This window comes from Streptomyces sp. NPDC002574 (genome assembly GCF_042889545.1).
Taxonomy (GTDB): Bacteria; Actinomycetota; Actinomycetes; order Streptomycetales; family Streptomycetaceae; genus Actinacidiphila.
The window spans coordinates 116,902-130,892 of sequence record NZ_JBIARB010000004.1 but is presented as its reverse complement, the minus strand read 5'-3'; the positions used below and the strand labels follow the sequence as shown (position 1 = coordinate 130,892).

Here is a 13,991-nt window from a genome sequence, read left to right as displayed (position 1 = left end):
GCCGTGCAGGGCCTCCTACGCCGCTCCGGCGCCCGTGAGGGCCCGGACCTCCACTTCCGCGTACGCGTCGGCGTCGGCGGGCTCACGGGTGAGCAGCGTCCCGACCCAGCCGGCCAGGAAGCCCAGGGGGATCGACACCAGCCCCGGGTTCTGGAGCGGGAAGTAGGCGAAGTCCATGCCCGGGAAGAGGGAGTCCGGGCTGCCGGACACCACCGGCGACAGCACCACCAGCGCCACCGCCGGGACCAGGCCGCCGTACACCGACCACACCGCGCCGCGGGTGGTGAACCTGCGCCAGAACAGCGTGAAGAGCAGCACCGGCAGGTTCGCCGAGGCCGCCACCGCGAACGCCAGTCCCACCAGGAACGCCACGTTCTGCCCCTGTGCGAAGAGGCTCAGCCCGATCGCCACGCCGCCGATCCCGACGGCCGCCAGCCGGGCCACGCGCACGTCCTCGTGCTCGCGGCGGGGGGCGCCCGGGCGCGGGCGGCGCAGCGTCGCGTACAGGTCGTGCGCCACGGAGGCGGAGGACGCCAGCGTGATGCCCGCGACGACCGCGAGGATCGTGGCGAAGGCGATGGCGCCGACGACGGCGAAGAGCACGGTCCCGCCCGCGGAGCCCGCTCCCCCGCCCAGGTCGAGGGCGAGCAGCGGGACCGCGGTGTTCCCGGCCGCGTTGGACGTCCGGACGGCGTCCGAGCCGACGACGGCGGCCGCGGCCACCCCGAGCACGATGATCATCAGGTAGCAGCTGCCGATGAGCCCGATCGCCCAGACCACCGAGCGCCGGGCCGAACGGGCGGTCGGCACGGTGTAGAAGCGGGACAGGATGTGCGGCAGCCCGGCCGTGCCCAGCACCAGGGCGAGGCCGAGGCTCATGAAGTCCAGCCGCGAGGTCCAGTTCCCGCCGTACTTCAGGCCCGGGGCGAGGTAGGCGCGTCCGTGGCCGCTGCCGTCGGCCGCCGCGCGCAGCAGACCGCCGAGGTCGCCGTGGAAGCGGATCAGGACCAGCACCGTGAGGGCGAGCGTGCCGCCCATCAGCAGCACCGCCTTGACGATCTGGATCCATGTGGTGGCCCGCATGCCGCCGAAGGTGACGTAGAAGACCATGAGCGCGCCCACCCCGACCACGGTCCAGGTGCGGGCGGCCGAGCCCTGACCGCCGAGCAGCAGCGCGACCAAACTCCCGGCGCCCACCATCTGCGCGACCAGGTAGAGCACGGAGACCACCACCGAGGCGGTCCCCGCGGCGATCCGCACCGGCCGCTGCTTCATCCGGGCGCTGAGCACGTCGGCGAGGGTGTAGCGGCCGCAGTTGCGGACGAGTTCGGCGACGAGGAAGAGGACCACCAGCCAGGCGACCAGGAAGCCCACCGAGTAGAGCATTCCGTCGTACCCGAACAGGGCGATGAGGCCCGAGATGCCGAGGAAGGTCGCGGCGGACAGGTAGTCGCCCGCGATGGCGAATCCGTTCTCCAGGGGGGAGAAGAGCCGGCCGCCCGCGAAGAACTCGACCGAGGAGCTGCGCCGCCGCCCGGCCCAGGCGGTGATGGCGAGGGTGACGGAGACGAAGACGGTGAAGAGGACCAGTGCGAGTCCCTGGTGGTTGCCGGTCACCGCATCCGCTCCTGGGTGTCCCAGCGCAGTTCCAGGGCGGCCCGGTCCCGGCGCAGCCGGGCGTGCCGGGCGTAGGCCCAGGTCAGCAGAAAGGTCGAGGCGAACTGGGCGAGCCCCAGGGCCATGGCGACATTGAGCTCGCCGGCGACCGGCCGGGCCATCAGGCGGGGGGCCGTGGTCGCGAGCACGACGTAGAGCAGGTACCAGGCGAGGAAGGCCACCGTCGCCGGGAAGACGAACCGCCGGTAGCGGCCGCGGACTTCCTGGAACGGGCCGCTGCGCTGCACCTCCCGGTACACGGCGGCGGGACCGGACGGCGCGGCCGGTGGGGATGCGGGCGCCGGCGGCGGTTCCGGTCCTTCCCAGTCCCCGGCGGCCAGGGCGTCGTACCAGGGGTCGTCCACCCGCAGCCCGCTGGGCTCCGCCCCGTCGTGCTCTTTCACGGACTCTCCTCGCTTCACGGACCGTTCGGCCGTGCGCCCAAGCATGGACATTGCGGGAAGATCCGGGAGGCCCCAAGCAGAAACCTTCACCCCATCAGGTGACGATCCCCCGCCCCGGGGGGTGGGCGACGGCGAGGTCGCCTAAAGGGCCTGGCGGGGGCGGTCCGGACGCGTCGCGCCGGCTCCCGCTGCACGGGTGCGCGGTGGGTGCCGTCACGGCAGCGGTCATCGCGATGGGGAAGCGGCGGACACGAAGGGGACCGGCGCGGCTCAGCGTGGCCGGATCGGACCGCCGGGGCGGTCCGATCCGTTCGCCGCGGGTCAGACGTCGATCTTGGATCGGTCCAAGGTCGACGCCGAGTTGGTGATGAACTCGCGGCGCGGCGCCACGTCGTTGCCCATCAGCAGGTCGAACGCCAGCTCGGCGCCGTCCAGGTCGCTGATGTTGATCCGGCGCAGCGTCCGGTGCCGCGGGTCCATCGTCGTCTCGGCCAGCTGGTCGGCGTCCATCTCGCCCAGACCCTTGTACCGCTGGATGCTGTCCTTGAAGCGGATGCCCTTGCGCTCGAACTCCAGCAGCGTGTCGCGCAGCTCGCGGTCGGAGTACGTGTACACGTACTTCTCCTGCCCCTTGCGGGGGTTGGTGAGCTCCACGCGGTGCAGCGGCGGGACAGCGGCGAAGACCCGGCCGGCCTCGACCATGGGCCGCATGTAGCGCTGGAAGAGCGTCAGCAGCAGGCACCGGATGTGGCTGCCGTCGACATCGGCGTCGGTCATCATGATGATCTTGCCGTAGCGCGCCTGGTCGATGTCGAAGGTGCGGCCGGAGCCGGCTCCTATGACCTGGATGATCGCGCCGCACTCGGTGTTCTTGAGCATGTCCGAGACCGAGGACTTCTGGACGTTGAGGATCTTGCCGCGAATCGGCAGCAGCGCCTGGAACTCGGAGTTGCGCGCGAGCTTCGCGGTGCCGAGCGCCGAGTCGCCCTCGACGATGAACAGTTCGCTGCGGTCCACGTCGTCGCTGCGGCAGTCGGCGAGCTTCGCCGGCAGCGACGAGGACTCCAGCGCGGTCTTGCGGCGCTGCGCCTCCTTGTGCTGCCGGGCGGCGATCCGGGTCCGGGCCGCCGCGACGGCCTTCTCCAGCACGGCGCGGGCCTGCTGCTTGTCGTCCCGCTTGGTGGAGGTCAGGAAGGCCTTCAGCTCGCGGGAGATGACGTTGGAGACGATGCGGTTGGCCGCCGAGGTGCCCAGCACCTCCTTGGTCTGGCCCTCGAACTGCGGCTCGGCGAGCCGGACCGTCACGACCGCGGTCATGCCCTCCAGGGCGTCGTCCTTGACGATGTCGTCCTCGGCGACGCGCAGCAGCTTGTTGGCTCGCAGCACCTCGTTGACCGTCCGGGTGATCGCCCCCTCGAAACCGCGGACGTGGGTGCCGCCCTTGGGCGTCGCGATGATGTTCACGAAGGAGCGCAGCGTGGTGTCGTACCCCGTGCCCCAGCGCAGCGCCACGTCGACACCGAGCTCGCGGGTGACCTCGGTGGGGCTCATGTGGCCGCGGTCGTCCAGGACCGGGACGGTCTCCTTGAAGGTGCCGCTGCCGGACAGCCGCAGCACGTCGCAGATCGGCTTGTCCGGGGTGAGGTACTCGGCGAACTCGCTGATGCCGCCGTCGAAGTGGAAGGTGTCCTCGACCGGCTTGCCGTCCTCGTTGCCGTTGTCCGTGCGCTCGTCGCGGACGACGATCGTCAGGCCGGGCACCAGGAAAGCGGTCTGGCGGGCACGCTGGTGGAGGTTGTCCAGGGAGAGCTTGGCGTCCTTCAGGAAGATCTGGCGGTCAGCCCAGTAGCGCACGCGGGTGCCCGTCCGGGTCCGCGGCACCTTCTTGGACTTGTCGAGCCCGCTCTCCGGCTCGAAGTTCGCCTCCGGGCCGGGCTTGGCGAACCGGCCGGGGACGCCGCGCCGGAAGCTGATGGCGTGGGTGTGCCCACCGCGGTCGACCTCGACGTCGAGCCGGGCGGACAGGGCGTTGACGACCGAGGCGCCCACACCGTGCAGACCGCCGGAGGCCGCGTACGACCCGCCGCCGAACTTGCCGCCCGCGTGCAGCTTGGTCATGACGACCTCGACGCCGGACAGGCCGGTCTTGGGCTCGATGTCGACGGGGATGCCACGGCCGTTGTCGCGCACTTCCACCGAGTTGTCCTTGTGGAGGATGACGTCGATGTGGTCGCAGTGGCCGCCGAGGGCCTCGTCGACGGAGTTGTCGATGATCTCCCAGAGACAGTGCATGAGGCCGCGACTGTCGGTGGAACCGATGTACATGCCCGGGCGTTTGCGCACCGCCTCAAGGCCCTCGAGTACCAGCAGATGCCGCGCGGTGTAGTTGGAGCCGTCACGATCTGCACCGGTCAGCAACGCGGTGGACGGCACGGATGTTTCGGCGGTCACGCGGGACGTCTCCTCGATGAAGTTCTACAGCCGTATCGGTCAGAGGGTACCGAGGCCGCGCGCGGCCGTTTCGCCGCGACCCGGTATGCGGTCCATGCTAGCCCGCTATCGAAGACGTGTTCGATCCCTCGTTTGAGTGATACACATGTCACGTTCCCCTGGAGGCATGAACCATTTAGGCTGCGGGCACGTCCTCATCAACAACCGGCAAGCCAGCCGGCGGGACATAACTGAAGAATCTGACCAGTTCCGCCTGATTGCCCTGAATACGACAAATAACCACACCAGAGGATCATTCGCCGCCAATCGGTAGCATCCAGCCGCTACAACAACGGTTTCCAGGAAAAAGGCACGAGCGGGAACAGTTTCGGCCTGGTTGGATGTTGACCCTGGTACGACAGCTCGTCGAGCTAGAGAAGAGGCGACGTGACTACAGTTCTGACCCCCGCGAGCCCGCTGACGGCGGCGGATCGCTGCGACCGTTGCGGCGCCCAGGCCTACCTGCGCGTCGTACTGATCAGCGGCGGTGAGCTGCTCTTCTGCGCGCACCATGGGCGTAAGTTCGAGCCCGAACTGAAGAAGATCGCTGTGGAAATACAGGACGAGACCGGCCGCCTCACGGCCACGACGACCGTCGCGGTCGATGACGAACGCTGACGCGTAGTACTGCGACGAGCTTTCAGCGACGGGCGGCCCCCCGCGTGGAGGGCCGCCCGTCGGCTTGTCCGCTTGCTCGTCCCGTCCGCACCGCGCATCCGTGACGCCTGGACGCGTCACGGTGCACGATGATCCATCATCCGGTCACGAGTGCTGCCCGACCAGCCCGGAGACCGACGAGACCCTGGTGTAGACCCCGGGACGGCCCGCCTCGGCGCAGCCCGAGCCCCACGACACCAGACCGATCAGCCGGTGCCCCGCCACGAGCGGGCCACCGCTGTCCCCCTGGCAGGAATCCCGCCCACCGGTGAGCTCACCCGCGCACACCATGGAGCCGGACAGGTACTTGCCGTCGATGCTCCCCGGATAGGCCTTCCGGCACACCGAGTCGGGGAGCACCTCCACCGGGGCCGCCCGCAGGGTGTTCGAGTAGGTGCCGAGCCCCGTCGTGTCGCCCCAGCCCAGGACCTTCGCCGGGGTGCCGGAGCGGTAGACGGTGCTGTCACCGGGCTTCGCCATCGGAATAGCGGCCGCCGCCGGAAGCCGCTCGGCGAGGGTGACCACGGCGACGTCCCCGTTGTTGGTCGCCGGATCGTAGGCCGGGTTCACCCAGACCTTGCGGACCGGCACCTCCCTGCCCCCCGCGCCGCTCAGATCCGTGCGCCCGCCGATCACCCGCAGGTCGGGCACCTGCCTCCAGTCCCCGCCGAGTGCGGCGGGGGTGAAGCAGTGTGCCGCGCTCACCACGGTGGCCGGCCCCACGAGGGCACCGGCGCAGAACTGCCCGGAGCGGGTCGCCCCGTACCGGGAGCGACTGGAGATCGCCACGGCCCAGGGGTACTGCTGGGTCGACACGGGCGCACCGCCTATGACAGCGCCGGTGGCACCCTGCGCCGGCGACTGCGGACGCGCCACGTCGCGTGGCACTTCAGGCGCCGCGGGCGCCGTCACCCGGCTGAACTGCGCGGAGGACTCCGCGCCCCGGGCTATGGACTCCTGCCCCGGCTCGGCGGCCGAGGCCCCCTGAGTCTGCGCCGCGTACGAGGCCCCCTCCCCCTCCTCCGACACGGCCTCGGGCACGGCGGCGCTCCCCGCCTCCTGGGCCACGGGTTCCACGCCCGGCGCGGCAGGCTCAAAACTGGCGGCGTACGCGGTGTACGCGGGGGCCACCAGCGGCATCGCGAGCGCTGATGCCAGCGTCAGTCCGCCGATCATCGAGCGGATCGAGGAACGCATGCACTCTCCTCACCCTCCGGAACAATAAGTGCACTCAGCGTTACCTGAGTGACTCACCCCCGCATCCGGAGAGGGCTCCGGAAAACGCCGGCGGGCCCGCGCCGCCAATGGCGGTCGCGGGCCCGTCGAGGAGCCGGTCCGATCAGTCCAGGTAGTCGCGCAGCACCTGGGAACGGGACGGGTGACGCAGCTTGGACATCGTCTTCGACTCGATCTGGCGGATGCGCTCACGGGTGACCCCGTACACCTTGCCGATCTCGTCGAGCGTCTTCGGCTGGCCGTCGGTCAGGCCGAAGCGCATCGAGACCACGCCGGCCTCACGCTCACTGAGCGTGTCGAGGACGGAGTGCAGCTGCTCCTGGAGGAGGGTGAAGCTGACCGCGTCGGCCGGGACGACAGCCTCGGAGTCCTCGATCAGGTCACCGAACTCGCTGTCGCCGTCCTCGCCCAGCGGGGTGTGCAGGGAGATCGGCTCGCGGCCGTACTTCTGGACCTCGATGACCTTCTCGGGGGTCATGTCGAGTTCCTTGGCCAGTTCCTCCGGGGTGGGCTCGCGGCCCAGGTCCTGGAGCATCTGACGCTGGACGCGGGCCAGCTTGTTGATGACCTCGACCATGTGCACCGGGATACGGATGGTGCGGGCCTGGTCGGCCATCGCGCGGGTGATCGCCTGGCGGATCCACCACGTCGCGTACGTCGAGAACTTGAAGCCCTTGGTGTAGTCGAACTTCTCGACCGCACGGATCAGGCCCAGGTTGCCCTCCTGGATCAGGTCCAGGAAGAGCATGCCGCGACCGGTGTAGCGCTTGGCGAGCGAGACCACCAGACGGAGGTTGGCCTCCAGCAGGTGGTTCTTGGCCCAGCGGCCGTCCTCGGCGATGATCTCCAGCTCGCGCTTGAGCTTGGGGGCGAGCTTGTCCGCCTGGGCCAGCTTGTCCTCGGCGAACAGACCGGCCTCGATGCGCTTGGCGAGCTCCACCTCCTGCTCGGCGTTGAGGAGGGGGACCTTGCCGATCTGCTTCAGGTAGTCCTTGACCGGGTCGGCGGTGGCGCCGGCCGCGGCGACCTGCTGCGCGGGCGCGTCGTCCTCGTCGTCGTCGGAGAGCACAAAGCTCTCCGCCTCGGTCTCGGCGGCCGGCACGTCCTCGTCCTTGCCGGGCGTGACCTCCTCGAGGAGCTCCTCGCCCTCGGCGAGCTCGTCGTCCTTCTTGGTCTTGGTCTCGGCGGCGGTCTTCTTGGCCGTCGTCTTCTTGGCGGCGGTGGTCTTCTTGGCCGCGGCCTTCTTCGCCACGGCCTTCTTGGCGGGCGCCACGCCCTCGTCGGTCACGTCCGCCACCGCTTCCGCCTCGACGGCGGACGCGGGTGCCGCGGCGGCCTTGGCCGCCACGGTCTTCTTCACCGGCGCGGCCTTGGTCTCGACGGTCTTGGTGGCAGTACGCTTCGCCGGGCTCTTGGCTGCGACGCTCTTACGGGTGCGCTTGGGCGCCTCAGCGGCACTCACCATCAGCGTCACACCCTCCTCGTCGAGGACCTGGTTGAGGCTGCGCAGAACGTTCTTCCACTGGGTTGCCGGGATCTGGTCCGCTTCGAAGGCTCGGCGCACGTCGTCGCCGGCGATCTGACCCTGAGCCTTACCCCGCTCGATGAGCGCCATCAGAGACTCGGACTCGGCGATCTCCGGCGGGAGCGTACGGGATGTGCTGGCCGACACGAACAACCTCTCGGAACGATGGAAAACGACTAGGGTGGAACCGCTCAGCAACTCAGCGTCATGTTCGTCGCGGATATTCCTCGCGCGGCCGCCACCTCTTACCTCATCGCGCTGCTCGCCAGAGCGTTACGCCCGGCCCCACGTGGTCCGAGTCACACCCCGGAACGGCACCAACCAGTCGATAGCCGGACACTCACCGTGAACCGGACCGCCACATGCGTCCGCCCGCCGGGTGCGGCGGACGGCTCCGCCGCCGGACCCGGAGGGTGTGGGCCGGCGGCGGAAGTCGGTGCCGTCTCCGGCTCGCTTTGGGCGATCAGTGCTCGCGCGGCGCGGGGACGACATGGTCGGGGGTCCCGGCGGCGGGAGCCGGTTCGGTGTGCACGGCCAGCAGCTGGCGCATGACGGCCTCCGCCTCGGCACCGTCGGAGGCGGCCAGCGCCTCGACCACCCGCGCGTGGAGGGCGACGGAGTGATCGCCGGGGCGCTCGCAGCCGGTGACGGGGCCGCCGGAGACCTGGAGAGCGGCGGAGACGATGCCCGACAGGTGCTCCAGCATGCGGTTGCCCGCGATCTGCAGGAGCAGGCCGTGGAACTCGGCGTCGGCGCGGGAGAAGGTCAGCCCGTCGCCCTGACCGACGGCGTGGGCCATGATCTCGGTCATGTCCACCAGCCGCTGCTGGATGTCCTCCCGCCCGTGGCCGGCGGCCAGGCGGGCCGCGAGCGGCTCGATCGTCCAGCGCAGCTCGAACAGCTCGCGGCGCTGGTCGTCCCGCTGGGGACCGAAGGCCCGCCACTCGATGATGTCGGGGTCGAGCAGGTTCCAGTCGCTGACGGGGCGGACCCGGGTGCCGACGTTGGGCCGGGCGCTGACCAGACCCTTGGCCTCCAGTACACGCAGCGATTCGCGGACGACGGTGCGGGAGACCTCGAAACGCTGGCCGATCTCCTCGGGGACGAGCGGGCGGTCGGCACCCAGATCGCCGGAGACGATCATCTGGCCGAGCTGCTGGACGAGTTGGCCGTGGAGCCCGCGGCCACGGCTGCCGCCCGCCCGGCGGCCCACCCGGCCCATGTCGGTGTCACCGCCCTCCCAGGAGGAGGGTGCACCGCCCGGCCGGTCCAGCGAGGAACCGGCGGAGACGTCGGCGTACGGATAGCGGTCGAGCTCGCCACCGCCGACGAGGCTGGGGTCGACGGAGCGGGCGGCGGTCATCATGGTGTGCGCAAGGGTACTCACGCATCATTTGTCGGCGATGACGACCGGCGCCTTGAGGGCTTTGCTGAAAAGCACACGAAAGGGTGAGCACTCATCACCTGATAATTGACGCTTTATCGGAAGGAAATGGGGTTTCTCCGGCGCAAGACCGTTGCCACATAGGCACACAACAGAGCGAAGAGCGACAAGACGAAGGAATACCGGACGGGTTGGGTCGCCAGCCGTACCGCGTCGATCGCCGGCGCCGTCGCCGCCCGGCGCACCACCGGCGCCACCAGCAGGGGCACCGCCAACACCCCGGCCAGACCCAGCGCGGTGGTGCGGAACACCCCGGCCGCCAGCACACCGGCCCAGCAGCACACCAGCGCCAGCACCCCCCACGTCACCGCGATACGGGCCAGGACCAGGAGCCGCGGCAGTCCGTGACCGCCGAGGAAGTGCGCCTCCACCACTCCCGCCGCGGCCGCACCGCCGGCGATCGCCAGCGCCGCGCCGCCGTTCACGACGAGCTTGGCCAGCAGCAGGCGCAGTTGGCGCGGCACGGGCGCGTTGGCGGGCGCCAGCGCCGGGTACCGGAACTCCTGGCCGTACGAGAGGGCCCCGAGGAGTCCGCCCCCGAGAGCGGCCGGGGGAAGCGGCAGGGAGTGCGCCCAGCCGGTCAGCAGGCGCAGAGAGACCGCGTGGTGGCCGGTGCGCAGCAGCACGAGGGTGGACAGGGCGGAGGCGAGCACGCCCGCGAGGGCGATCAGCCACGGGCCGCGGATGCCCGCGAGACGGCGCAGTTCGTAGCGGACCGGACGGGCGGGCCCGGCGGGCGGGCGGGCCTCGCGCACGGGCGCCAGGGAGACGGCGCCGGGGGCGCGGTCGCCGTGCGGCGACTCCGGGACGCCGGTGTCGCCCACCTCGTCCGCGAGGCGGTGCAGCAGGATGCCGTGCCGGAAGGCGGTCTCCCCAATGCGGGCGGTGGTCGTGCCGTAGACGCAGATGCGGCTGCCGCTCTCGTGGGTGATCTCGGTCTCGTCGCCGGCGAGCAGCAGCGCCAGGCGTTCGGCCTGCGGCGACTGCACGGCGACGTAGGGCCGCAGCCGTCCGCGGCCGAACTCCTGGGCGGACTGGTCGGCGACGAGCCGTCCCGCGTCGAGCGTGACGATGCGGTCCGCGAGGCGTCCGGCCGTTCGAGGATCGCTCACGGTCACGACGACCGTGCCGCCGCGCGCCGCATAAGTCTTGAGCAGTCCGTACAGCCAGGCGGTGTCGCGGGGCGACAAGTCCTGCGCGGGGTCGTCGAGCAGGAGGGCGGGAGGGTCGCCGAGGAGGGCGGCGGCCACGCCGAGGCGGCGGTCCATGCCGAGCGAGAACTCGCCGAGACGGCGGTCGGCCGCGTCACGCAGGCCCACGATCTCCAGGACCTGATCGGCGCGTTCGGCCGGTGCGCCGGCAGCGGCGGCAAGCATCCGCAGGTGGCCGCGGGCGGTGCGGGAGGGATGTCCGGGAACGTCGCCGAGGAGCACGCCGACGATGTTCGCCGGGTGGGCGTGACGGTGCAGGGGCCGGCCGCCGAAGAGCGTGATGCCGCGGCCGGGTTCGAGTTCGAGCATCAGCCGCAGGGCGGTCGACTTGCCCGCGCCGCTGTCGCCGAGCAGCGCGGTGATCTCCCCGGGGCGGGCGTCAAAGGTGAGGTCGTCCACGGCGGGTGCTTCGTCGCCGCGGGACGCGCTGGTCAGTCCGATGGCCTGGATCACCCTTGCACGATAACGTGCGAAAGGTCCGAAATTTACATCTCTGGCCGCAACATGGGCGGATTGAGGATGGTTGCGCCACCCGCGCGGAACAACTGTGCGGGACGGCCGCCCTGACGGGTCGTCGTACCGCCGGTCGGAACGAGGAATCCCACCGTGCCCGTCACCTTGCGGTGGAAGTTGCGCGGATCGAGGACGACGCCCCACACGACCTCGTAGACCCGGCGCAGTTCGCCGACGGTGAACTCCGGCGGGCAGAAGGCGGTGGCCAGGGCGGAGTACTCGAGCTTGGAGCGGGCGCGTTCGACGCCGTCGCCGAGGATCCGCGCGTGGTCGAAGGCGAGGGCGCCGTCCTCGCCGTTGCGCAGCAACTCCCCGACCGGGGCCCAGCGGGCGCTGCGCGCGTCGCCCCCGGCGCGGGGGGCGGGCAGGTCGGGGGCGAGCACCAGGTGGGCGACGCTCACCACGCGCATGCGCGGGTCGCGCTGGGGATCGCCGTACGTGGCCAGCTGTTCCAGATGCACCCCCTTGCCGGCCCGGAGTCCGGTCTCCTCCTCCAGTTCACGGGCGGCGGCCTCGGCCAGGTCCTCGTCGCCGCGCACGAAGCCGCCGGGCAGCGCCCACCGGCCCTGGTACGGGGGCTCGCCACGACGGACCGCGAGGGCGCTCAGGGCATTGCTGCGCACCGTGAGCACGACGAGGTCGACGGTGACGGCGAACGGCGGGAAAGCTGACGGGTCGTAGGGCGACATGTCCGCGATCATAGTCGTCTGCCTGACGATAAGCAGCAGGTTGGAGGGATGACGGGGCCTGCTCTCGGCCGGTCGTTCGACGTGCTGGTGAGGCGGGGCGTAGCCGCGGCGAAGCCGGGAGGGAGCGCGGGTTGCCGGGGCGGGGCGGGATCGTGAAGCAGGGGTGCCCTCCGGCTCAGGAACCGAGCTGGAGTCCCGCCGCCGCCTCCTCGACGACGGCCGTCCCGAGTCGGCCGACGCGCACCGCGAACGGCTCGCCCGCGACCGTCAGCCCCGTCAGCCGCAGCTCGCCGAGGGGCGCGCAGCCCAAGGGGCGGACGACGACGACGCGCTCGGGGACGTCCGGGCGGATCCCGGCCAGGGTGGTCAGCAGCTGCACCGCTCCGGCGGCCGCCACGGCGGCGGGGCGGGACGCGGTGGGATGCGGCGCGGGTACCCGGTCGGGGGCACGCTGCTCGCCCGCGTACATCTCGGGGAGCCGGTGGCCGAAGACGGCGGCCGCGTCGAGCACACCGCGCAGCAGTGCGGCGGCCTCCCTCGCGTAGCCGTGGGCGGCGAGCCCGGCGACCGAGACGGCGGTGTCGTGGACGCGCACGGCTCCCCCACGGTGCCCGAAGGGGTTGTGGCCGGGCGCCGCGGCCGACAGGGTGCGCAGCCCCCACCCCGAGTCCAGCTCCGGCGCGGCCAGCAGGCGGGCGAGCTGCTCGGTCTGCACCTTGTCCAGCAGTCCGGGGGCGACCTCGCCGCCAGCGGCCAGCCCGGTGTCCAGCAGGTGCGCCGCCGCCGAGCCGAGGTGCGGTACCGGTCTTCCGTCCGGGGTCAGGGCGGCGGCCGGGCGGCCCCCCGCACGGTCGTCCAGCCAGAAGTCCTCACGGAAGCGGCGGCGCAGCGCCTCCGCCCGCTCGCGCCACTCCTCGGCCCCGGGGCGTCCGTATGCGTCCAGCAGATCCGCGCCGTGCAGCATGGCGCGGTGGGCGTGCGCCTGCACGTCGCAGCGCACCGGCCCGCCTGGCGCGGGGTCGGGCATGTACCCGGCGGGGGTCAGGGACGACCTCAGCCACCGCAGTGAGCGCTCCGCCGGGGGCAGCAACTGCTCGGCGTCCCGCTCGTACATCCCCCAGCGGCGTGCCTCGGCGAGCACGGTGACGAAGAGCAGCCCGGCCTCCACGCCCGAGCACGTGGGCGGCAGGTGCGGCCCGGCGTGCCGCAGCGGTCCGGGCACCCGGCCGGTCTCCGGGTCCTGCCGGCGGGCCAGGGTGCGCAGCGTGCCGGCCGCCAGCCGGGTGCCCAGCGGCAGCAGCATGCGCGCCGCCCAGGCCGCGTCGGCCGGGGCCAGACCGAGCCGCCAGGGAGCCCCCGCCGCCACGTGGGCGTCCAGCGGATGCCCGGGGTCCCGCAGCAGCAGCCCACCGAGGTCGTCGAGAGCGGTGCGGAGCAGCGCCGCCGCCCCGCCGTCCTCGCAGTCGATCCGCGCCGCGGACCACGGCGCCGTGGGCGGTCCGGACCCCGGGCCGGGCGGCTGCGCCCCGGCGGGCTCCAGGACCACGCGCAGCTCGATCGTGCGGGACGCCCCCGGCGCCAGCACGAGGTCCCAGCTCAGCAGGCCGGCCGAGGCCATCGCGTTGTCGGGCCCCGGCGCCGCGAGGACCCGGACCCGTCCGCCCTCGCCCGTCCACAGCAGTCCCGCGTCGCAGACACTGGCCGGCAGCTCCGGGCCGGACGTTCCGGCGGCGATCGCCGGCAGCTCGGCGAGATCGCAGGCGAGGGAGATCTCGCACGGGATGTGCACCTCGCGGGGCCCGGTGTTGTGCACGGTGATGCGTTCGGTGCCGCCCGCGGAGCGCAGCCGCTCCACGGTGAGGGCCGGGTCCGGGGCCGTGTCACCGGGCACCCGCGCGACCGCGGTGAACCGCGCCTCCCCGGCCGACACGGGCAGGCCCTGCACGGGCACCGGCGCCGCCCCCGCGAGCCGGAGCTCGCAGCGGGTCAGCACACGCCGCCCGGCTTGGTAGAAGCCGTCCAAGCCGTCACCGCGCAGCTGCCCGTCCCGCCCCGAGACCGCGAGCGACGGGGCCGCGACGCAGATCACCGCGTCGTGCACCGCCTGCGGCCCCCGGTCGGCGCGGGAGGACGACCGATTGGCCTGATGCGGGCCCATGCCATCTC

General features: G+C 72.0%; 10 protein-coding genes. 1 reads left to right on the top strand and 9 read right to left on the bottom strand.

Features of this window, described 5'->3' with window-relative positions; genetic code table 11:
• Positions 1–15 precede the first annotated feature (15 nt).
• The 3 genes from ACFYXS_RS10450 to ACFYXS_RS10440 all read right to left on the bottom strand — a co-directional run bounded on the left by ACFYXS_RS10450 (position 16) and on the right by ACFYXS_RS10440 (position 4,511).
• On the bottom strand, positions 16–1,617 hold the full coding sequence (locus ACFYXS_RS10450) for a cation acetate symporter (protein ID WP_389246048.1): 1,602 nt from the start codon (positions 1,615–1,617) through the stop codon (positions 16–18).
• On the bottom strand, positions 1,614–2,060 hold the full coding sequence (locus tag ACFYXS_RS10445; RefSeq protein ID WP_389246046.1) for a DUF485 domain-containing protein: 447 nt from the start codon (positions 2,058–2,060) through the stop codon (positions 1,614–1,616). The genes ACFYXS_RS10450 and ACFYXS_RS10445 overlap by 4 nt, the downstream gene beginning before the upstream one ends.
• Positions 2,061–2,381: 321 nt before the next feature.
• Complete coding sequence (locus ACFYXS_RS10440) at positions 2,382–4,511, bottom strand: type IIA DNA topoisomerase subunit B (RefSeq protein ID WP_389246044.1); 2,130 nt, start codon at positions 4,509–4,511, stop codon at positions 2,382–2,384.
• Positions 4,512–4,937: 426 nt separating this feature from the next.
• Here ACFYXS_RS10440 and ACFYXS_RS10435 point away from each other — a divergent pair, with 426 nt between their 5' ends.
• Entirely contained in the window at positions 4,938–5,168 is a 231-nt protein-coding gene (locus ACFYXS_RS10435; RefSeq protein WP_389246041.1) for a hypothetical protein, read from the top strand.
• 144 nt (positions 5,169–5,312) lie between these two features.
• Here ACFYXS_RS10435 and ACFYXS_RS10430 read toward each other — a convergent pair whose 3' ends face one another.
• The 6 genes from ACFYXS_RS10430 to ACFYXS_RS10405 form a co-directional block, all read right to left on the bottom strand.
• On the bottom strand, positions 5,313–6,095 hold the full coding sequence (locus ACFYXS_RS10430; RefSeq protein ID WP_389246872.1) for a S1 family peptidase: 783 nt from the start codon (positions 6,093–6,095) through the stop codon (positions 5,313–5,315).
• A gap of 451 nt (positions 6,096–6,546) precedes the next feature.
• Positions 6,547–8,115 (bottom strand): RNA polymerase sigma factor, encoded by a 1,569-nt coding sequence (locus ACFYXS_RS10425; RefSeq protein WP_389246039.1) that lies wholly within the window; start codon positions 8,113–8,115, stop codon positions 6,547–6,549.
• A 316-nt stretch (positions 8,116–8,431) separates the two neighbouring features.
• The gene (locus ACFYXS_RS10420) at positions 8,432–9,355 is read right to left on the bottom strand and encodes a FadR/GntR family transcriptional regulator (RefSeq protein WP_389246037.1); all 924 of its coding nucleotides are present in this window, start codon (positions 9,353–9,355) and stop codon (positions 8,432–8,434) included.
• Positions 9,356–9,447: 92 nt separating this feature from the next.
• Positions 9,448–11,076 carry an ATP-binding cassette domain-containing protein gene (locus tag ACFYXS_RS10415; RefSeq protein WP_389246035.1) on the bottom strand — a complete coding sequence of 543 codons (1,629 nt, stop codon included), beginning with the start codon at positions 11,074–11,076 and terminating at the stop codon, positions 9,448–9,450.
• A 32-nt stretch (positions 11,077–11,108) separates the two neighbouring features.
• Positions 11,109–11,825, bottom strand: coding sequence for an NUDIX domain-containing protein (locus ACFYXS_RS10410; protein WP_389246033.1), 717 nt, complete (start codon positions 11,823–11,825; stop codon positions 11,109–11,111).
• A 175-nt stretch (positions 11,826–12,000) separates the two neighbouring features.
• A complete protein-coding gene (locus ACFYXS_RS10405; RefSeq protein WP_389246031.1) occupies positions 12,001–13,983 on the bottom strand; it encodes a glycogen debranching N-terminal domain-containing protein in 1,983 nt (660 codons plus the stop codon).
• Positions 13,984–13,991: the final 8 nt, after the last annotated feature.

What these genes read in the sequence shown, in the direction of transcription:
- ACFYXS_RS10410 (WP_389246033.1), bottom strand. Translation starts at nt 11,825, where the DNA reads ATGTCGCCCTACGACCCGTCAGCTTTCCCGCCGTTCGCCGTCACCGTC.
- ACFYXS_RS10405 (WP_389246031.1), bottom strand. Translation starts at nt 13,983, where the DNA reads ATGGGCCCGCATCAGGCCAATCGGTCGTCCTCCCGCGCCGACCGGGGG.